Origin of the sequence: Streptococcus sp. E17BB (assembly GCF_041807725.1) — a bacterium.
Taxonomy (GTDB): Bacteria; Bacillota; Bacilli; order Lactobacillales; family Streptococcaceae; genus Streptococcus; species Streptococcus entericus.
Map to the genome: position 1 here is coordinate 61,212 of NZ_JBGTZC010000003.1, position 19,852 is coordinate 81,063.

At 42.9% G+C, this 19,852-nt stretch carries 19 protein-coding genes and 1 pseudogene; all 20 read right to left on the bottom strand.

All coding sequences use genetic code 11. From position 1 onward, the window contains the following. Window positions 1–37: 37 nt before the first annotated feature. The 20 genes and pseudogenes from ACERC7_RS01290 to ACERC7_RS01385 all read right to left on the bottom strand — a co-directional run bounded on the left by ACERC7_RS01290 (window position 38) and on the right by ACERC7_RS01385 (window position 19,848). Window positions 38–643 carry an HNH endonuclease gene (locus tag ACERC7_RS01290; protein WP_373665915.1) on the bottom strand — a complete coding sequence of 202 codons (606 nt, stop codon included), beginning with the start codon at window positions 641–643 and terminating at the stop codon, window positions 38–40. Window positions 644–652: 9 nt separating this feature from the next. Then, window positions 653–1,264, bottom strand: coding sequence for a hypothetical protein (locus ACERC7_RS01295; RefSeq protein WP_373665916.1), 612 nt, complete (start codon window positions 1,262–1,264; stop codon window positions 653–655). A 1-nt stretch (window position 1,265) separates the two neighbouring features. Continuing rightward, a complete protein-coding gene (locus tag ACERC7_RS01300) occupies window positions 1,266–3,656 on the bottom strand; it encodes an ATP-binding protein (RefSeq protein ID WP_373665917.1) in 2,391 nt (796 codons plus the stop codon). Further along, complete coding sequence (locus ACERC7_RS01305) at window positions 3,650–5,047, bottom strand: Eco57I restriction-modification methylase domain-containing protein (protein ID WP_373665918.1); 1,398 nt, start codon at window positions 5,045–5,047, stop codon at window positions 3,650–3,652. The genes ACERC7_RS01300 and ACERC7_RS01305 overlap by 7 nt, the downstream gene beginning before the upstream one ends. Before the next feature lie 89 nt (window positions 5,048–5,136). Then, on the bottom strand, window positions 5,137–7,788 hold the full coding sequence (locus ACERC7_RS01310; RefSeq protein WP_373665919.1) for a valine--tRNA ligase: 2,652 nt from the start codon (window positions 7,786–7,788) through the stop codon (window positions 5,137–5,139). 143 nt (window positions 7,789–7,931) lie between these two features. After that, on the bottom strand, window positions 7,932–9,089 hold the full coding sequence (locus ACERC7_RS01315; protein ID WP_373665920.1) for a hypothetical protein: 1,158 nt from the start codon (window positions 9,087–9,089) through the stop codon (window positions 7,932–7,934). Next, window positions 9,086–9,325, bottom strand: a pseudogene (locus ACERC7_RS01320) (VOC family protein); the annotation flags it as partial. The gene ACERC7_RS01315 and the pseudogene ACERC7_RS01320, both read right to left, overlap by 4 nt. Further along, a complete protein-coding gene (locus ACERC7_RS01325; protein ID WP_373658281.1) occupies window positions 9,316–9,570 on the bottom strand; it encodes a hypothetical protein in 255 nt (84 codons plus the stop codon). The gene ACERC7_RS01325 and the pseudogene ACERC7_RS01320, both read right to left, overlap by 10 nt. Before the next feature lie 41 nt (window positions 9,571–9,611). Then, a complete protein-coding gene (locus ACERC7_RS01330; RefSeq protein WP_373658280.1) occupies window positions 9,612–10,202 on the bottom strand; it encodes a GNAT family N-acetyltransferase in 591 nt (196 codons plus the stop codon). 1 nt (window position 10,203) lies between these two features. Beyond that, window positions 10,204–10,557 carry a VOC family protein gene (locus tag ACERC7_RS01335; protein ID WP_373665921.1) on the bottom strand — a complete coding sequence of 118 codons (354 nt, stop codon included), beginning with the start codon at window positions 10,555–10,557 and terminating at the stop codon, window positions 10,204–10,206. A gap of 376 nt (window positions 10,558–10,933) precedes the next feature. After that, window positions 10,934–11,704, bottom strand: a complete 771-nt coding sequence (locus ACERC7_RS01340; RefSeq protein ID WP_373658278.1) for an acetyl-CoA carboxylase carboxyl transferase subunit alpha — start codon at window positions 11,702–11,704, stop codon at window positions 10,934–10,936. Then, window positions 11,701–12,567: an acetyl-CoA carboxylase, carboxyltransferase subunit beta gene (gene accD / locus ACERC7_RS01345; RefSeq protein ID WP_373658277.1), complete on the bottom strand. Its 867-nt coding sequence runs from the start codon at window positions 12,565–12,567 to the stop codon at window positions 11,701–11,703. Before accD ends, ACERC7_RS01340 begins: the two co-directional genes overlap by 4 nt. Before the next feature lie 220 nt (window positions 12,568–12,787). After that, window positions 12,788–14,158, bottom strand: coding sequence for an acetyl-CoA carboxylase biotin carboxylase subunit (gene accC / locus ACERC7_RS01350; protein WP_373658276.1), 1,371 nt, complete (start codon window positions 14,156–14,158; stop codon window positions 12,788–12,790). A 282-nt stretch (window positions 14,159–14,440) separates the two neighbouring features. Beyond that, entirely contained in the window at window positions 14,441–14,863 is a 423-nt protein-coding gene (gene fabZ / locus ACERC7_RS01355) for a 3-hydroxyacyl-ACP dehydratase FabZ (RefSeq protein WP_373658275.1), read from the bottom strand. After that, window positions 14,860–15,336, bottom strand: coding sequence for an acetyl-CoA carboxylase biotin carboxyl carrier protein (gene accB, locus ACERC7_RS01360; RefSeq protein WP_373665922.1), 477 nt, complete (start codon window positions 15,334–15,336; stop codon window positions 14,860–14,862). Before accB ends, fabZ begins: the two co-directional genes overlap by 4 nt. Further along, window positions 15,336–16,571: a beta-ketoacyl-ACP synthase II gene (fabF, locus tag ACERC7_RS01365; RefSeq protein WP_373658272.1), complete on the bottom strand. Its 1,236-nt coding sequence runs from the start codon at window positions 16,569–16,571 to the stop codon at window positions 15,336–15,338. The genes accB and fabF overlap by 1 nt, the downstream gene beginning before the upstream one ends. A 232-nt stretch (window positions 16,572–16,803) precedes the next feature. Continuing rightward, window positions 16,804–17,538 carry a 3-oxoacyl-[acyl-carrier-protein] reductase gene (gene fabG / locus ACERC7_RS01370; RefSeq protein ID WP_373665923.1) on the bottom strand — a complete coding sequence of 245 codons (735 nt, stop codon included), beginning with the start codon at window positions 17,536–17,538 and terminating at the stop codon, window positions 16,804–16,806. Window positions 17,539–17,542: 4 nt separating this feature from the next. Further along, the gene (gene fabD, locus ACERC7_RS01375; RefSeq protein WP_373665924.1) at window positions 17,543–18,472 is read right to left on the bottom strand and encodes an ACP S-malonyltransferase; all 930 of its coding nucleotides are present in this window, start codon (window positions 18,470–18,472) and stop codon (window positions 17,543–17,545) included. A 1-nt stretch (window position 18,473) separates the two neighbouring features. Beyond that, on the bottom strand, window positions 18,474–19,439 hold the full coding sequence (gene fabK / locus ACERC7_RS01380; RefSeq protein WP_373658269.1) for an enoyl-[acyl-carrier-protein] reductase FabK: 966 nt from the start codon (window positions 19,437–19,439) through the stop codon (window positions 18,474–18,476). Between the two features lie 187 nt (window positions 19,440–19,626). Further along, window positions 19,627–19,848: an acyl carrier protein gene (locus ACERC7_RS01385; protein ID WP_373658268.1), complete on the bottom strand. Its 222-nt coding sequence runs from the start codon at window positions 19,846–19,848 to the stop codon at window positions 19,627–19,629. Window positions 19,849–19,852 lie beyond the last annotated feature (4 nt).

Below are 19,852 nucleotides of genomic sequence, written 5' to 3' on the forward strand. Positions count from 1 at the left end.
TTTGTCCTGTAAGTACCTTTTTTCTACTCTGATTTTACTATATTTTAGTGCTAGTTCGTCTTATGTAATTCTTATCTATAAATTCTAATATTTCTAAAACATCATAAATTAACGGTGAGCACTCACGTGTCAAACACAAATTATCTTTAATCAATTCCAATGAGTCATAAATATAGTCCAATTTGTACAGTTCCTTATACAATCCGATAATATCTAGACATTGACTTGATAATTCTTTATCTACTTCTTCCAACAAATTGTTAACAACAATAGCTCCCATCTTATTTCTATAGAATAGGCTCTGAAATTTTTCACTTATTGGATCTAATTCATTCGGAAATTCTTTTTTACCTTTGCTCGTATTGCAAATTGAACAGCTTAAAGCTAAATTATCATAATTATCTTTAAGCTCCGGATAGATATCTTTACTCTTAATGTGCTCAATATGGAAGACTTCTCCACCATATTTAGACGAACTCCAGCCACAATAAATGCATTTATGATAAAAATCTTCTTGTAAATAATTCTTTAAAGTAACACGTTGAGCAAAATCTGAATATTTTTCTGTAACATTTTTCCTCCTCACAGGAAGTTTAATAAATGCTCTATAATCTGTTTTATACAAATTTCTGATATATGACACAAAATGCTCCTAAATTTTATCAGTATAACTATCAATAATATTGTAAGCTTTTTCAATTAATTCATTTAACTTAGTATTATTGTCTGATTCAACTCGAGATTTCTGGCTTATAGAAAATTGATTCTCTATGTCAATCTCATTATTCATCACCTCAATAGAGAAAGAACCATCCGTTTTCAAGCCTTTATTTACTCTCTCCAATGTATTTATATTTTGCAATCCTTGTTGTATTTGATTATCCATATATTCTAACATCTCTTCAATAACTTCAAATGCTATCTTATCATCCTTAGGAAAAGATTTTTCCACATCTGAACTAATTCTAACATCATCTATATGAGAAGTATATATACATAATGGATATGTCGGGTTCTGTCGCTTGATTTTTTTCCAAAGTTCAGTAGCATCTGCATAGATTCCGCTTTCAGATAGTTCATAATCCAGAATAATACCTACCCCATTTTTTTCTTCTAATTCACGTAAAAATTCTTCTTCTGTGCCCTTAAGATGTAAAAACTCCACATCGTACCCTTTTTTACTGAACTCCCCTAATAATTCATGCATACTATATGCCGAGGCTTCTTCGTCGTCAATATAATAAACAGTTTTTTCTACTGACATACTATTTATTTCCTCCTCTAAGCACTATTTTCATTCTAAAACCTCGTTCTCCAATTCTAGATAGTATTTCTTTACTACCTTTTAACTTACTTACAACAGAAGACAGTATCCACATCCCCATACCGGTTCCATTCGATTTATACGGATATTTTTTATAAGGTTCAAAAATCTTATCCACATTATCAATTTCTCTACTCAAACCTTGTCCAGTATCTTCATATAATATTTCAACTGTTTTTTCATTAATCATTGATATAGTAATATTAATTACTCTGTTTTTGATTTTTCCTTCCTTAAAACTCTTATAGGAATTTGTAATTAAATTTAAAAAAATACTATCCAACTGTGTTCTACTTGCCTGAACATAAATATTTCTTATATCATCTGATAGTAAATCCAATTCTGCTTTACCATTAATTAGGTATTTGTATTCATTAACATTATCTCTAACAGAACTATCCCACCACATATAAGTTTTAAAAATATAATCGGCTAAGTTAATTCTCTCTGTTTTATCCCTGGTAGGGTTATTGACACTACTATCTATGAATCCTAGGATATTTGCGGTCTTATCTATTATAACATTTGATAACTTATAGAGATTATATGGTACTTTAAATTTTTGAAAATCAAAACAAAATTGCTTAGAGTAATAATCTCCTATATCTTCCAACGTACGCGGCAAATTCTTAAAAAATTTCTTATCATTTTTTATTTGATGAGCAAAGGTTGACATCACAATCCCTTGAGTTGCCATTGTTCTTAACGTATCACTCTCAGTTACCAATACACTATTTTCTTCTTCTGTAGAATCTTGTAATGAGTACAACTCAAACAAGGTTTCTGGTTTAGAGTATAAGTTTTTAAACTCTTTATCTTCAAAAAGCTTTTCTCTATTACCTTCGTGCTTTTTTATAAGCTTATCCAGTTTTCTTTTTGTCTTTTTACCAGCCTCACTGTAATACTTTACATCTGCTTTTTCTTTTAAAAAATCATTATAGAGAGCAACTAAGTCCGAACGAATGGAAGAAAAATCATGTATAATTCTAAGAAGAACATTTGATAAATAGGTAAATTCTTTACTTTTCTTAATTCCCTCACGGTTAGATTGATCCTCAAAACCACCATTTTTTTCTTTAGTAATATTCACATAACCACTCAATTGATTTGCCTGCATCAAGTACTTACTACGCCCAACCCCTGCAGGGTTTTTTACCCTTTCAGTCTCAATACCTAACCAATCGAATCCGATAGTATCAATTTCACCATAGGGTCTAATTCTGAATCCGTCACGATACAATAAGATTCCTGGTTCTATTTCGATAGAGTTAGTTGTGATTTTACCTTTTATAAATGGATAATTTGTGCCAGCACCTTTCTTTTTAGTGAAATATAGTACACCATCAAAATCTCCTATTGCATTATCGGGAATATCGTCAGGAATATACTCTGAGATTTTATATTCCTTACTAAAATAGTATCTATCTCTCTTACTCCCATCTTCATTCAATATATAGGGCTTTAATTCATTGAATTTAGCTACAAGAAAATCAGGAGGGAATTGACTAATATCCACTTCATCAAAATAACCTTCAAGAATTAGCATATCACTATCATCTGAATAACTAAATATAATTTCAGCATCTGTTGATATATCGTTTATTGACGGTTCTATACTTTCTTCTTCACCTAAATAGTTTAACTTTATCTGGAATTCTCCAGATTTTTCAAGTTTTAGAGGATTTTTTAATTTATTTAACGTTTGTTTCAAAAAATAGTAATTTGTTTCAGCTAATAATCTATCAGATAAAAGCCAATCATCATTAAGTTCTTCAGAAATCAAAATTGTTCCTCTAGACTCAACATTTTCAAGATTTCTATTCAAAAACTCTAATGAAAATTCTTGCAATGTCAGTTCTTCAATATTAACTTTAATAGTATCTAGAGGTTCGCCAGTCGAAAACAAGCTCCAATCTATCGCAAATTTATAGGCAGTTTCTCCATTTGATGTAATAACAGTTGTTCTATTTCCTAAACGTCCAAGAGATAGCCTACCAATCCCCATTGAACCATTCATAGTACGCTCTAAATTTTGATACTTCACTAGTGTAGTATATGTTTTGTCATCTGTACCTAGAGTAAAAAATACATCAATAATCTTCTCTAAGTCCATTCCTATCCCATAGTCAACGATTTCTATTGATGTTGCGAGAGTGTCTTCTTTTTTATCAACTATTCTCTTTTCACCTATAAAACGTATATCTACCCTAGGAGAAAAAGCATCATAACTATTCTTTACAAGTTCTAGTATTGCACTGCGATAATCGAGTACATTATCCCTACCTAAGAGATTAACAGTTCTTGTTGTCGATTTAAAACTTACTTCTACCATAAATCCCCCTCCTTATATTTTATGGGGTAACTTCTTACATCGTTAACTGATATTCTAATTGAACGTCCACTCGCATTAATCGCTCTGGATTCAATATAGTTATAAAACTCTTCAGATTCCAATATTTTCTTTGCAATTTCTAACCCAACATTTCCTTTAGGAATAATATAAAATCCTGAATACGGTATGGTATTTGAATCTAATTCATATACTTTGACTGATGTTGTTATCACTGAAGAAATCATTAATTTTGGTTGATTAAAAAATCTCAACCCCTGAGACCTTCCATATTCAAACCACTCGCCATCAGCTTTTCTATTTTTTAAGATATCTCTATGCTTTTTTAGATATTTAGTCACTAGTGGAAAGCTCTCTGTAAATTCTTTTGGTATGTATTTTTTTAGTTCCCCATCTTCATATTTATAAGGAAAAATTATTCTTTCAGTTATTTGATTTGCAAGTTTTCTAGGACTAACAGCAGGCCTAATAACTTCTTTTTCTAAATTGATTTCTTCTGGTACAATGAAAACTTTATTTGCTAGTGTTGCCACACTATTTGCAATTTTAAATAAATCTCCAAAAATTATATTATTCTCATTCAATTGGGCATTATATTTTGTAAAGTACCACTTATCTTGCAACCTCCCTTTATCAATTTCTAAATTCCTCTTATTATCAATATCTACATAATCTATAATTGTTCTATATTCAGTGTTATCAAATATAATAATCGATGATGATGTTAGTACTTTTCCAAATATATGGGTATGTTTGTAATCCATGATTTTAACAATATTATCTATCATTATTTTTCTGAGATTCGCCGCAAAAACATTTTTAAATATACTATTAGGAATTAAATAAGCCATCTTTCCATTTTTAGTTGATAAATTATTTAAACTTTTTTCTATAAAAGCATAACAATAATCGAATTTTCCTCTACCGCAGGAGATAAAATTCTGTCTTAAATAATTGCGATTATCTATTTCTAATTCTTGGTAAGTTATATATGGTGGATTACCAATAATAAAATCAAACTTTTGGTATATATCTGATTTCAGATAATCTTCATTACGTATATCCCACTTAACATTAAATATACCAAGTTCTTCTGTCACTTCATTAAGTCGGTTTACACATTTTTTTATTACATCTTTATCTATCTCAAAGGCGACAAAAAGTGTTTCTAAATCAGTTTTTATCAAACTTAAATCATATCCACTATTGATTCCTTCACTAATATAACGTTTAACAGCTTGTAATAAAATATTACCGTCACCTACAGAATTTTCTAAAAAATTTTTTTTAAGAATATTTTTCCCAAAATATCCTGCTTCATCCAACATAATATTAACATACTGTACAGGAGTAAAAACTTGAAATTTTTTCATTAATTCGCACTATTTCTCTAATGTTTTATTATTTTCTATTATACCACAAAACCCAACCTTTTCAGGCTGGGTATTTGATTTATATTGACTTATCTCCCCAACTTCTCCATCTCCACAATCCTCTGCTTAGTCGCATCGTATTTGGTTTGGTAGTCGGTTTGTTTGTCTTGTTCTTTTTGGACGATGTCTGGTTTGGCGTTGGCGATGAATTTCTCGTTAGCGAGTTTCTTGGTCACCATGTCCAGTTCTTTCTGCCATTTGGTCAGCTCTTTGTGGAGGCGGTCTAGCTCTTCTTCGACATTGAGAAGGTCTGCTAGCGGCAGGAAGATTTCAGCGCCTGTGATGACAGCTGACATAGCCAGTTCTGGAGCAGCAATAGCTGCGCCAATCTCCAGCTTCTCTGGGTTGGTGAAGCGGGTGATGTAGTTGATATTGGCTTTAAAGAAGGCTTCTAGCTCGCTGTCTGCGGTCTTAATCAGGAGGGTAATCGGCTTGCTTGGGGCGACATTGACCTCAGCACGGGCGTTACGAACCGCACGAATCAGATCTTTCAGGCTCTCGACCTCTGTCGCAGCTCTGCTATTGGCAAAAGAAGCATCCACCACTGGATAAGCGGCTACCACGATACTGCTATCAGAAAGCTGCCCAAAAATCTCCTCGGTCACAAACGGCATAATCGGATGGAGCAGGCGTAAAATGGCGTCAAGGGTGTAGAGGAGGACGGAGCGGGTGATGGCTTTTTCTGCCTCATCGTCGCTGTAGAGGACCTCCTTAGTCAGCTCGACATACCAGTTGGCAAAGTCTTCCCAGATGAAGTTGTAGAGATGGTGTCCAGCGATACCGAACTCAAACTTCTCAAAGGTGTCTGTGACTTTGGCAATGGTCTCATTGAGGTTGTGGAGAATCCAGCGGTCGGTCACGTTGCCAGCTTGGCTCTTAGCGACCTTCTGCACATTGGCACGTGCCTCCTCAAGGGTCAACCCCTCACGATTCATGAGGATATAGCGGGAAATGTTCCAGATTTTGTTGATGAAGTTCCAAGAAGCATCCATCTTCTCGTAGCTGAAGCGAACATCTTGACCTGGGGCAGAGCCGTTTGAAAGGAACCAACGCAGGGCGTCTGCACCGTACTGGTCGATAACATCCATTGGATCAATCCCGTTGCCCAAAGACTTGGACATCTTACGCCCCTGCTCGTCACGGATGAGACCGTGGATGAGGACATTCTTGAATGGGCGGCGGTCAGTAAATTCCAGCGATTGGAAAATCATGCGAGACACCCAGAAGAAGATGATGTCGTAGCCTGTAACAAGGGTTGAGGTTGGGAAGTATCGGTTAAAGTCATGACTGTCCGTATCTGGCCAGCCCATCGTGGAGAATGGCCAAAGGGCAGAGCTAAACCAAGTGTCCAGCACGTCCTCGTCCTGCACCCAGCCCTCACCTGCTGGGGCTTCTTCGCCAACATACATCTCACCAGCTTCATTGTACCAAGCAGGAATCTGGTGTCCCCACCAAAGCTGGCGTGAAATCACCCAGTCATGGACATTTTCCATCCATTGGAGGAAGGTATCATTAAAGCGTGGTGGGTAGAAATCAACCTTATCATCAGTCTCTTGGTTGCTAATCGCCCGTTTGGCCAGCTCGTCCATCTTGACAAACCATTGGGTGGACAAGCGGGGTTCAACGACGGCACCTGAACGCTCAGAGTGTCCTACGGAGTGCACCCGTTTTTCGATTTTGACCAAGCTACCAAGCTCTTCTAGTTTGGCAACGACTGCCTGGCGGGCTTCAAAGCGATCCATGCCAGCAAATTCAGCCGCCAATTCGTTCATGGTGCCATCATCGTTCATGACATTGACTTGTGGCAAATCATGGCGTTGCCCAACGAGGAAGTCATTCGGGTCATGGGCTGGCGTGATTTTGACCACCCCTGTTCCGAATTCTGGATCGGCATGTTCGTCAGCCACGATTGGGATTGCTTTGTTGATGATTGGTAAGATAACGTTTTTGCCAATCAAGTCCCTGTAGCGTGGGTCTTCTGGGTTGACAGCAACTGCCACATCACCAAACATGGTTTCTGGTCGTGTGGTCGCTACTTCTAGACCGCGCGAGCCATCTTCCAGCATATAGGTCATGTGGTAGAAGGCTCCCTCCACGTCCTTGTGAATCACCTCGATATCGGATAGGGCGGTACGAGCGGCTGGGTCCCAGTTGATGATGAACTCACCGCGGTAGATGAGGCCTTTCTTGTAGAGGTCGACAAAGACCTTGCGCACGGCTTTTGACAAGCCCTCGTCCAGCGTAAAGCGGTCACGCTGGTAGTCCAAGGACAAGCCCAGCTTGCCCCACTGCTCGCGGATAGTGGTGGCGTACTCTTCCTTCCACTCCCAGACCTTTTCTAAAAACTTCTCACGACCGAGGGCATAGCGCGAAATGCCCTGCTCCCGCAGGCGCTCCTCCACCTTGGCTTGGGTGGCAATCCCTGCGTGGTCCATGCCAGGTAGCCAGAGGGCATCATAGCCCTGCATGCGCTTCTGGCGGATAATGATGTCCTGCAAGGTCGTGTCCCAAGCGTGCCCAAGGTGCAATTTACCCGTCACGTTTGGCGGTGGAATCACGATAGAATAGGGCTTGGCTGTCTCGTCACCAGACGGTGCGAAGACATCGGCCTCAAGCCATTTAGCGTAGCGACCAGCCTCTACCTCAGCTGGATTGTATTTTGGTGATAATTCTTTTGACATGGGGTGATCCTTTCTTTTATTCATTGCCTTTTTTTAAATATATTTACTAAACACTTTTCTCAAGTCATTCCTAATTTGTTCTTTAACATGTTCAATTTCATTTGGATATCCCAATCTTTCTTTAGAAATAGACACATACCTTTTTAAATAGACTTCAACACACCTAAGAGGAAAATCAACCATTTTTTACTGTTTTGCAAATACATTATTAAATCATCTATGTATTGAGTCATCAGTTCGCGATTAATCATTTCATTTTCAAATCGCTCAATATAGCTTCCTATTTCTGTTCCCTGGTAGTTTCTTATATTGCTTATGAAATAGTCTCGCTCTTGTTCAGCTTCCTCACAACTCGTATACCAGCAATCTTTTAAATACTTATTTATTACCTCCAATAATTCAAAAAATATCTCTGGAGTTTGGGCATAGTCTTCTTTACTATCTAAACCAATGGAACGACTCAAGGAGGTTTCAATATTATTTTCTCCAAGTATCACAGATAATTTAAACAGTTTATCTTCTTTTGACGTTATCCAATATTGCGTGTGACTTGAGAAAAAATCTATAAATTTATTGAAAAAAAGTGATTCATAGACTGAATGTTGCAATTGAATATTATATATTTCTATCATATGACTCAAGTTATTTTCAATACTATCATTTAAAATACGTCTTTTTAGTATCTCCCTGATATAATTTAAATCTTCTCCATCAACTATTCTGTAGTGAAGCAAATTGTTTCCAACGTGATATTGAAAATAAATATTTTCATCTAGGTAAGTTCTACACTCAATGATTGCTGACTCAAGTTTATCCGAATCGAATCTAAAAATACAATCTCCAGAAACAGCATTCCCAACAAATTTCTCTTGAAAATTTTCGTTTGCTATGTTTTGATAGTAAATTGTAATGTTAGTAAGGGGGGCACTTTCCCTAATGAATAATCTAATTGCTGAATTTTTTCTTTGTAACTCCGCCAAAAATAACGGTCGTAAAAATGCACGTTCTCGTTCTCGCTGTTCTAAGTATAGTTTCTCTTGTTTCTCTTTCTCTTCTTTTCGTTCGAGCTGTTTATTATGTGATTCTATTGTATTTTGCCAATCAAATAGAATAAAGGTTGTAAAAATTGCAATTGCTGATAAGACAACTTCAAAATAATCTTTGTTGCTATCTGATGAAAAATATAGCTTTAAATATTTAAACAACACCCCCATGATATTCATTTCTGCTAGCAATGGTAGTAAAATAAGAAAGATTATAAAAGCGAGAATTGAAATAATTGCTAGTTTTGTTCTTCTCATTTTTCTTCTTTTCCTCCTTCCCCCACCACCTCCACTTTGACTCCATCAGGGTCTTCACAGTAGAGGGCGTAGTGACTGTCTCCTCCTGCGTAGGGGTAGCGGTCATCGTAGAGGAGTTTGACTCCTCTGGTCATCAAATCCTGCCTGAGTTGGTCAATCTGCTCACGACTGCCACCGTAGAAGGCTAGGTGATTCAGCCCTGTTCGGCAGCGGTGATAGCCTGCATCTAGAAAATCAGCTGACGCAGAACCTCTCGATTGCCTTCAGTTTGAACTATTTCCATTTTGGAAATAGTTGCCTGCTCATCCAGCTCACCTTCTTCAAAAATATGCTTGAGATGCTTGTTAATAGCAGGCACTCCCATACCAAACAGCCGACTCATCTCTTTTGGACTGACCCAAATCGTCTCTCCACGAATAATGACCTGGACGGTCTCCTGCAACTGTTCAGCAGTATAAATCAGGAACTGCAATTCATTCATCAGGACTTCCTCCTTCCCAAACTAAGTTTGATACTCTAAGTTTAGTTCAATGGCACATTTTTCTCCCACTCACTCTTCAGCAAGCCATAGCGGAGGCTAGCACAGCGATTCCCTTGGGCATCCTTACGGTCACGGATGGTTGCTTCTAAGGTAAAACCAAGCTTTTCAGCCAATTTTCGACTAGCTTGGTTGTGATCATAACACGCAATTTCAATCTTATGAAGCTTGAGAAGTGTAAATCCGGCTTCCAAAAAAGCGTGACAAGCTTCGGTCATAAGGCCTTTTTGCCAAAAATCCGGATGTAGAGTATAGCCCATTTCTAGGACATCATCCGCATGGCGCAGGTTAAAATCAACAGAGCCGATAACCTTATCTGTCCCTTTGAGGCAAATCCCATAGCCCGATGGCAAATGATGGTCTGCATTACGTTTCGTCAGAACATGCTCTAAGTAATACACTTCATCTTCAACTGTTTTGACAGGTGGAAAACCTGCTGGCCAGGAGACCTCTGGTAAGCTAGCATATTCGAACACCGCTTCTGCATCTGCAACGGTGCGTTCTCGCAGGTAAAGTCGGTCAGTCTCAAGATTCGGCAGACTGATTTTTTCTTCAGTATTGTGATTGTTGCTCATGTTAGTTCTCCTGGAGTTGATAGAAATCTAGGACAATACCTTCAGGACCTTGAACAATTAGGGAATATGTCCCCCAGTCAGTCCTCGTTGGTGGATTCAGAATCATCTCTCCCGATTCTTGAAGGACCTGATATTTCACATCTACATCTTCTATTTGAATGTGCAGAATAATACCAGATTGGAACTGCTCCAATGGGATAATCGCTTTATCCGATAGCATCAGACAATGGCTACCGACAGTGAACTTAGCAAAATGCTCATCTTTATAATCTGCTACAAGACCAAGCAATCTCTCCAACTGTTCACTAGATTGACTAACATGACTGACAACAATATCTAATTGATTTAAATCCATCACAATTCTCCTTTTCTAGATTAATATCGGTTCCAAATTCATCAGTTTACAGTTTTCACTCCGTTCAAACTGCATCCATATCTCTAAACTCTGCTCAGTTGCTATGCAACTGGCACTCACTAAGAGATATGGAAAATCCCCATCCAGCTTGCGCTAGATAGGGACGAAGTTCTGTTACGATTTCCGCGGTACCACCCAAATTCGGGCTTGTACCCGCAACTTTGTTTGTTCAGTTTTAGACATCAGCAACCAGTTTTGACCAACTCGCGGATTTCTCAGCCTCACCACTTTCTGTACAGTTGTTTTCTCAAAACACCTCTGATGGGTTAATTCTATCATCTTTTTAACAGAATAGCAACACCTATTGCCCAAAAAATCAATATTTTCTAAACCGTTGGTAACGGGCTTCTAATAACTCTTCTAACGGCAGTTGGCGTAAGTGGTCAAGTTCCTTAATCAATTCACTTTTCAGTGTAGCGACAACTTCATTTGTAAATTGCCCATATTCGGGGATAACCTTATCCACGACATCCAGCTTGAGCAGCTCATAAGAGGTGATTTTCATAAGCTCAGCCGCCTCCATGGCACGGCTGCCATCTTTCCAGAGAATAGAAGCAAAGCCTTCTGGCGAAAGCACCGCATACATAGAATGCTCCAGCATCCAAACCTTGTCCGCCACTGCTAGAGCCAAAGCTCCACCAGATCCACCCTCACCGATGATGATGGCGATAATCGGCACTTTTAGGTCACTCATCTCCATGAGATTGCGGGCAATAGCTTCTCCCTGTCCACGCTCTTCTGCTCCGACACCTGGATAAGCTCCCGCAGTATTGATAAAGGTAATGACAGGGCGACCAAATTTCTCCGCCTGCTTCATAAGACGCAGGGCCTTGCGGTAACCCTCTGGACTAGGTTGGCCAAAATTACGGTCCAGATTGTCCTGAAGGTTTCTTCCTTTTTGGATACCAATCAAGGTCACAGGCTGACCTGCCAATCGACCGACACCTCCAACAATCGCCCCATCATCTCTGAAATGCCGATCACCATGCAGCTCCATAAAATCATCCAGCAAGAGCTCAGCGTAATCCAGAGCGGTCAAGCGAGCTTGGTCTCTGGCCTGCTTGATGATGTTTCCGATGTCACTCATCGCACACCTCCATGTAGACTAATTAAGCGACCGATGGTCTCACGCAGGTGCTGCCGCTTGACGATCGCATCGACAAAACCATGCTCCAAGAGAAACTCTGCCTTTTGGAAATCATCGGGTAGCGTTTCCCGTACAGTACTTTCAATGACACGCCGTCCTGCAAAGCCAATCAAGGTCTGCGGTTCGGCTAAGATGATGTCCCCTTCCATGGCAAAGCTGGCTGTGACCCCACCTGTGGTCGGATCTGTTAGAATCGTCAGGTAAAAGAGCCCTGCATTGGAATGGCGTTTGACAGCAGCTGAAATCTTGGCCATCTGCATGAGGGACATAATCCCCTCTTGCATTCTAGCTCCTCCAGAAGCCGTAAAGAGGACGACTGGTAAGCATTCTTGCGTCGCATGCTCAAACAGACGGGTAATTTTCTCACCCACGACCGTCCCCATGGACGCCATGATAAAGTGAGAATCCATGATTCCCAGTGCCACTTTCTGTCCCTCAATCATAGCGGTCCCTGTCATCACTGCCTCATCCAGACCAGTCTTTTCACGGGTTGCCTGTAATTTTTCCATATAGTGAGGGAAGTCCAAAGGATTCTTGGTCTCAATCCCTGTAAACAGTTCCTCAAAACTCCCCTCATCCACTGTCAGGGTCAAGCGATCGTGCGCTGTAATCCGAAAGTTATACTGACAAGATGGACAAGTCTTTTCTAGCCCTAAATCCTTCTGATAAATGGTCTGCTTGCAGGCAGGGCACTTGGAAAAGAGTTCGTCTGGCACCTCAGGCTTGACCTGTGGACGGACTTCTCGGGCAAAGCGATTGGGGTTGATACGGATATATTTTTCTTTTCGTGAAAATAAAGCCATTCTTCCTCCTTTTTAGCAGAGAGGCAGTCGAGACAAAAGTCCTGGCCTCTTAACACTATATTGTTTATTGTACAAGACGCAGTGGTTGACTGGCCTCTAATTCGCTGATAAATCAGCTTTTACAGTCCTAGTCAACTGTGCGGAGGTGGGACGAAAAGATCGAATTTCTTCGAAATTACCGATTTTTGTCCCACTCTCTTCTCGTGTGTATCTTCCTATTTTAGTCATGAGTGGCTTGGTAATGCGGTAAAAATTCTTCCATCAAGTAGGCGGTGTCATAATCCCCTGCCACTACTCGCTTGTCCGCAATCAAGTCCAGCTGAAAGTCTGTATTGGTCACAACCCCTTCAATCTCCAGCTCATAGAGGGCCCGCTGCATCTTCATCAGAGCTTCAAACCGATTGGCCCCATGCACGATGACCTTGGCAATCATGCTGTCATAGTAAGGCGGAATGGTATAGCCGGGGTAAACAGCTGAGTCAACCCGCAAGCCCACACCACCACTGGGCAGGTAGAGATTGCGAATCTTACCAGGGCTCGGTGCAAAGTTGAAGGCTGGATTTTCAGCATTGATACGGCATTCAATGGCATGACCTGTGATGGCGACCTCCTCTTGGGTCACCGATAACGGCAGTCCTGCTGCGATGCGGATTTGCTCCTTGACGATGTCTACACCTGTCACAAATTCCGTCACGGGGTGCTCGACTTGGACACGGGTATTCATCTCCATGAAGTAAAACTCACCCTTAGCTTCGTCTAAGAGAAACTCGATCGTTCCTGCATTTTCATAACCAACGGACTGAGCTGCACGCACTGCTGCCTGCCCAATCTTGTGGCGCATGGTTTGTCCAATCGCAATAGACGGCGCTTCTTCAAGGACTTTCTGATTGTTTCGCTGGAGCGAACAGTCCCGCTCGCCCAAGTGAATCACCTGCCCTTGCTTGTCTGCGAGGATTTGAACCTCAATGTGACGAGCTGGATAGACCACTTTCTCCAAATACATGGCACCATTGCCAAACGCTGCCTTGGCTTCTGACGAGGCTGACTCAAAGGCAGGAACAAGATCTTGAGCCTTTTCGACCTTACGAATCCCTTTGCCGCCACCACCAGCTGACGCCTTGAGCATGACTGGATAGCCGATTTTCTCCGCAATGGCTAGCGCCTCCTCAGCAGAGAAGACCTCTCCATCTGAACCAGGAATGACAGGAACACCAGCCTTGATCATCTCGGAACGGGCATTGATCTTATCCCCCATGGTATCCATGACGGCACCAGATGGACCAATAAACTGAATGCCTACCTCTTCACACATGGTCGCAAACTTGGAATTTTCACTTAAAAATCCAAACCCGGGGTGAATGGCTTCTGCACCTGTCACAACTGCAGCAGATAACACTGCATTGATATTCAGATAGGAGTCGATCGATTTGGCAGGTCCGACACAAATCGCCTCATCTGCCAAGAGCACATGAAGGGCGTCTTTATCCGCCTGCGAATAAATCGCCACCGTTTCAATTCCCAATTCTCTCGCTGCACGAATAATCCGTACCGCAATTTCGCCACGGTTGGCGATTAAGATTTTTTTGAACATACTTTTCTCTCTTTATGGCAGTTTCGCAAAGGGATTTCCCTTAACTAAACGATTCCAATGAAAACTTTTCTATCGCAGTAGCTGTTGGGTCGTTCACTTCGCTAGGCTTGTGACCAACCTGCTCCTTTTCCGATTTTCAGACTCGAACCTTCCAGAGTCACTTAACTGACTCTGGAAGTCTTGCGGGGATAGGACAACAACATCGAACGCTCTGCGTTAGCGATTTCTGTATTCTCGCTTTCTGATTTTCAGGCTCGAACCTTAAACAGTCCACTGGACTGTTTAAGCCCCAATCGCAAAGGTCAGCGTCCCGCTCGCTGCCAGCTTGCCATCGACTTCGGCTTTGGCTTCAACGACTGCAATCGTGCCACGGCGTTTGACAAAGGTCGCTGTCATGACGAGCTGATCTCCAGGAACGACTTGTTTTTTGAATTTGACCTTGTCCATGCCCGCATAAAAGACCAACTTGCCCTTGTTTTCAGGCTTGGACAACTCCAAAACACCTGCGGTCTGCGCCAAGGCTTCCATGATGAGGACACCCGGCATGACTGGATATTGGGGAAAATGCCCATTGAAAAAGGGTTCATTGATGGTCACGTTTTTCAATGCGACAATCGTATCGTTTGTCATCTCCAGCACCCGATCCACCAAGAGCATCGGGTAGCGGTGAGGCAGCGCCTCTTTAATCTGGTTTATATCCATCATTTGATGCGCACCAATCCTTGTCCAAATTCGATGACCGCTTCATTGGCCACCAAGATCTCTGTGACAACCCCATCACGTGGAGCTGGCACTTCATTCATCACCTTCATGGCCTCGATGATCATCAGGGTCTGTCCCTTCCTCACACTGTCCCCGACGGCCACAAAGGCTGGCTTGTCTGGAGCGGGCGACAGGTAGGCCACACCGACGAGCGGGCTCTCCACCACTTCCCCTTCGGCTTGTGCTGTTGGGACAATGGCAGAGCTAGCAGTCGCAGGCTCATCTAGGGGAACGACTGGCGTTTGCGCTTGGGGGGCAGCATTCGCCACCGTAGGCTGAGCAGCTGGTGCCACAGCCAAAGCGCTGCCTTCATTTTTACTAAAGGCAAGCTCATCGCTGCCATTTTTATAAGAAAATTCACGGAGACTTGAGCTGTCAAACTGTGCCATTAAGTCTTTAATTGCTGCTAATTCCATTAGCCCTCCCATTTCTTAAATGCAATGACTGCATTGTGACCACCAAAGCCAAAGGTATTGGAAATGGCATAGCGAATAGCCATATCTCGACCTTGTCCATAGATGACATCCGCCTCAATGTAGTCAGATACTTCTGTCGTACCAGCCGTTTTCGGCGCATGGGCATGTTTCATCGCTTCGATAACAGCGATAGCTTCCACCGCACCCGCAGCTCCCAACAAATGACCTGTAAAGGACTTGGTTGAGGACACAGGCGTATTGGTTCCAAAGACAGAAACGATCGCGCCGCTCTCGCCCTTCTCATTGGCAGGAGTAGAAGTCCCGTGGGCGTTGATGTAGTCCACATCTGCTGGCTCGATGCCTGCTTCTGCAAGCGCCAACTTCATAGCTTTAATAGCCCCCAAACCTTCTGGATTCGGCGAGGTCATGTGGTGGGCATCGCAGGTATTGCCATAACCCACGATTTCCGCCAAGATTGTAGCCCCACGTTTTTGGGCATGTTCCAGACTTTCCAAGACCAGAACACCTGCACCTTCACCCATGACAAAGCCATTTCGGTCCTTGTCAAAAGGAATCGACGCGCGAAGCGGGTCTTCGGTCGTGGACATAGCGGTCAAGGCCTGGAAACCACCGATGGCAAATGGCGTAATGGCTGCTTCTGAACCACCAGCCAGCATGACATCTTGGAAGCCGAATTTAATTTCACGAAAAGCATCCCCCAAGGCATCATTGGACGATGCACAGGCCGTAATCACACACTTGCAGACCCCATTGGCACCAAATCGCATGGCGATATTTCCTGCTGCCATGTTTGGCAGGGCTTTTGGCAGAGCCATCGGGCGAATCCGCTTGGGACCCTTGGTGTTCATTCGCTCCACTTGTTGCTCGATTTCCAAAATCCCACCGATACCGGTCGACAAAATCACCCCAAAGCGGTCTCTATCTAACGTGTCTGGCGTCAAGCCTGCATTGGTGACTGCTTCTTCTGCCGCATAGAGAGCATAGAGCGAGTAGTCATCGTAGCGATTGGTGTCTTTTTTCGTAAAGTATTTGTCAAAAGGGAAATCCTTGATTTCCGCGGCATTATGGACACTGTATTCGCTCGTATCAAACTTGCTAATCTTGCCAATACCGACCTTGCCTGTGTATAGGCTGTTCCAAAATTCTTCTGGCGTGTTCCCGATTGGGGAAGTAATACCGTATCCTGTAACGACGACACGATTGTTTTTTGTCATGGTGTTCTCCTTTTTGAACTGTACGATTTTTACAACTGTCACATCAACGAGACGCAGTGGCTGAGTGCTTCAGGATGTTTGCGCCTTGAAGGCGAGAAATCGTGAGTTGCACAGCTCAAACAGCCTGAAGATGGCTGTTTGAGGTTGTGGATAGAGCGAGCAAGGCTCGCCACAATCATCAGGGCTGTTTAGCTGATGTCATCAGCTTTTACACCCCTACTCAACTGTTCTCTCATTGCATGGTCAAGCCGCCATCAATGGCAATCACTTGACCGGTGAGGTAGTCTTGACTAGCCAGAAAGACTGCCGCATCAGCCACTTCCTCCGCCTGTCCAAAGCGTTTCATCGGGACTTGTCCCAGCATCGCCTCTTTAATCTTATCTGCCAACACAGCTGTCATATCCGACTCGATAAAGCCTGGGGCAATGGCATTGACCCGCACATTGCGACTTGCCACTTCCCGTGCGATGGACTTGGTCAAGCCAATCAATCCTGCCTTAGACGCTGCATAATTAGCCTGCCCTGCATTGCCCACGAGACCAACCACGCTCGAGAGGTTGATAATCGCCCCCTCACGTGCCCTTGTCATAGGTTTTAGGACAGCTTGAGTCATGTTGAAGGCCCCTGTTAGGTTGATTTTGAGGACGCTGTCAAAGTCTTCTTCCGTCATCCGCATGGCCAGACCATCCTTGGTAATGCCGGCATTGTTGACCAGAATATCCACACTTCCCAGCTCTTCGATGGCTCTATCAACCATTTGCTTGGCCTGCGCTTGACTGGAAATGTCTCCCGAAATGCTCACCACCTTGACACCGTAGGGCTCAAAGGCAGCCAGCGTTTCTGCTGGAATCTCCCCACGACCGTTGATTACGACATTGGCACCCAGACTGGCAAATTTATGAGCAGTAGCCAATCCAATACCACGTGTTGAACCAGTAATAAACACATTTTTCCCTTGTAATTTCAAAGTATTATCCTCCAATATTTTCTAATAATTTTTCTAAATCAGTTAATGTTTCAATTGATTGACAAGCTAATGTCTTGTCCATTTTTTTGATAAAGCCAGACAAGACATTGCCCGGACCAATCTCAATAAAATTGGTCACCCCAGCTGCCTGCATGGTAGCAATCGACTCGTAAAACCGTACAGGCTCCATGACCTGACGAGTCAACAGACTTGGAATGTCCGTAGTCGCCATAATAGCCGCCTCAGTATTGCCCACGACAGGACAAGTTCCCTCATGAAAGGCCACTTCTTTTAGAGCAAGTGCTAGCTTGTCCGACGCCGGCTTGAGGAGTGCCGTGTGAAAAGGACCAGAGACATTCAGTGGTATCAGGCGTTTGACACCTTCCTCTTTAAGGAGCTCTACCGCCGCATCCACCGCCTCTACCTCACCACCGATGACAATCTGTGCTGGCGTGTTGTAGTTGGCAGGACTGACCACACCCAAGTGAGCGACTGCTTGACAGGCCTTTTCAATGACAGCGACATCCGTATTCAGGACGGCCACCATCTTGCCTGAGCCAGCAGGAGCTGCTGTTTCCATATACTCCCCACGCTTGGCGATGAGGGCGACTGCTTCCTCAAAATCTAGATAGCCTGCTGCCACAAGGGCTGAGTATTCGCCCAAGGACAGACCTGCCATCATATCAGCCACCAATCCCTGCTCCTGCAAGAGACGGAAAATCGCCACAGAAGTCACCAGCATGGCTGGCTGGGTATAGCGGGTCTGATTGAGCTTGACCTCATCGGTATCGATAAGTTCCCTCACATCATAGCCCAAGACACGGCTAGCTGCTTCATAGGTCTCTCGGACAATTGGATAGGTCTCGTACAAGTCCTGTGCCATCCCTAGACACTGCGCCCCTTGCCCTGCAAACAAAAAAGCTGTTTTTGTCATCTTATTCTCCAATACTTGCCCAACGCGTTGCTTCTTCCTTGATCACTGCAGCCGCACCGTAGTAAATATCCTTCAAAATCTCTTCACAAGTCTCTTCCTTACTGATGAGCCCTGCAATCTGACCTGCCATGACAGAGCCATGGTCAACATCCCCGTCAACCACCGCATTGCGAAGGGCACCAGCTCCCAGCTCTTCAATTTCTTCAGCTGTCTTTTTACCCGCTAAGAAATCTTTCTCAGCCTGACTGTAAGCTGTCGCCAGCTTATTTTTAATAGCACGGACAGGGTGCCCGACAACAGAAGCCGACACCACCGTATCAATGTCCTTAGCTTTCAAGACCTTATCTTTGAAGTTTTGGTGGGCATTGGACTCTATCGCCACAACAAAGCGTGTCCCTACCTGCACCGCCTCTGCCCCCAGCATAAAGGCTGCCGCCGCACCGTGACCATCTGCAATACCACCTGCTGCAATGACAGGAATCGTCACCGCTTCGACAACCTGACGCACCAAGGTCATGGTCGTCAACTTACCAATGTGGCCTCCTGCTTCCATGCCTTCGGCAATGACAGCATCCACACCCAGTTTTTCCATGCGCTTAGCAAGGGCAACGGACGGTACCACTGGAATGACGATAACCCCTGCTGCATGCAAGCGTTCCATGTACTTACCAGGATTTCCCGCACCTGTCGTCACGACCTTGACACCCTCTTCGATGACCAAGTCCACGATGTCATCCGCAAAAGGCGATAGGAGCATGATATTGACCCCAAATGGCTTATCCGTAATAGACTTGACCTTCTGGATATTGGCACGAACAACCTCTTTTGGAGCGTTGCCCCCACCGATGATGCCCAGACCACCAGCATTTGAGACAGCACCAGCCAAATCACCATCTGCCACCCATGCCATCCCCCCTTGGAAAATAGGGTATTTGATGTTTAATAATGTTGTAATACGTGTGTTCATTTTAGTTCTTATCCTTTTTACAACTTAGCAAACCTGCTAGGAAAACAAGACAGGTTTCTCTTGCTTACCTAGCAAGTTTGATAAAAAAATATTTTTTCTATCAAACTATTCAGGTAAGAAGTAAGGCTAAGCATTTAGCCTTAACTTCTATATTTTAATGATATTGATAGCTTCTTTATGAAACGAATTAAATTTTGCCTTCAACGTAAGCAACCAAGTCGCCAACAGTGTTCAAACCGTCTTCTGTTTCGATTTGGATGTCAAACGCATCTTCAATTTCTGAAATAACTTGGAACACATCCAGTGAGTCAGCGTCCAACTCATCAAAGGTTGTCATGAGAGTGACTTCTTCAGCATCTTTGCCGAGTTCTTCAACGATAATTTCTTGTACTTTTTCAAATACTGCCATGATA

Coding starts and splice junctions, on each gene's coding strand:
- ACERC7_RS01295 (WP_373665916.1), bottom strand. CDS start 1,264: ATGTCAGTAGAAAAAACTGTTTATTATATTGACGACGAAGAAGCCTCG.
- ACERC7_RS01300 (WP_373665917.1), bottom strand. CDS start 3,656: ATGGTAGAAGTAAGTTTTAAATCGACAACAAGAACTGTTAATCTCTTA.
- ACERC7_RS01305 (WP_373665918.1), bottom strand. CDS start 5,047: ATGAAAAAATTTCAAGTTTTTACTCCTGTACAGTATGTTAATATTATG.
- ACERC7_RS01310 (WP_373665919.1), bottom strand. CDS start 7,788: ATGTCAAAAGAATTATCACCAAAATACAATCCAGCTGAGGTAGAGGCT.
- ACERC7_RS01315 (WP_373665920.1), bottom strand. CDS start 9,089: ATGAGAAGAACAAAACTAGCAATTATTTCAATTCTCGCTTTTATAATC.
- ACERC7_RS01325 (WP_373658281.1), bottom strand. CDS start 9,570: ATGAATGAATTGCAGTTCCTGATTTATACTGCTGAACAGTTGCAGGAG.
- ACERC7_RS01330 (WP_373658280.1), bottom strand. CDS start 10,202: ATGAGCAACAATCACAATACTGAAGAAAAAATCAGTCTGCCGAATCTT.
- ACERC7_RS01335 (WP_373665921.1), bottom strand. CDS start 10,557: ATGGATTTAAATCAATTAGATATTGTTGTCAGTCATGTTAGTCAATCT.
- ACERC7_RS01340 (WP_373658278.1), bottom strand. CDS start 11,704: ATGAGTGACATCGGAAACATCATCAAGCAGGCCAGAGACCAAGCTCGC.
- accD (WP_373658277.1), bottom strand. CDS start 12,567: ATGGCTTTATTTTCACGAAAAGAAAAATATATCCGTATCAACCCCAAT.
- accC (WP_373658276.1), bottom strand. CDS start 14,158: ATGTTCAAAAAAATCTTAATCGCCAACCGTGGCGAAATTGCGGTACGG.
- fabZ (WP_373658275.1), bottom strand. CDS start 14,863: ATGATGGATATAAACCAGATTAAAGAGGCGCTGCCTCACCGCTACCCG.
- accB (WP_373665922.1), bottom strand. CDS start 15,336: ATGGAATTAGCAGCAATTAAAGACTTAATGGCACAGTTTGACAGCTCA.
- fabF (WP_373658272.1), bottom strand. CDS start 16,571: ATGACAAAAAACAATCGTGTCGTCGTTACAGGATACGGTATTACTTCC.
- fabD (WP_373665924.1), bottom strand. CDS start 18,472: ATGACAAAAACAGCTTTTTTGTTTGCAGGGCAAGGGGCGCAGTGTCTA.
- fabK (WP_373658269.1), bottom strand. CDS start 19,439: ATGAACACACGTATTACAACATTATTAAACATCAAATACCCTATTTTC.
- ACERC7_RS01385 (WP_373658268.1), bottom strand. CDS start 19,848: ATGGCAGTATTTGAAAAAGTACAAGAAATTATCGTTGAAGAACTCGGC.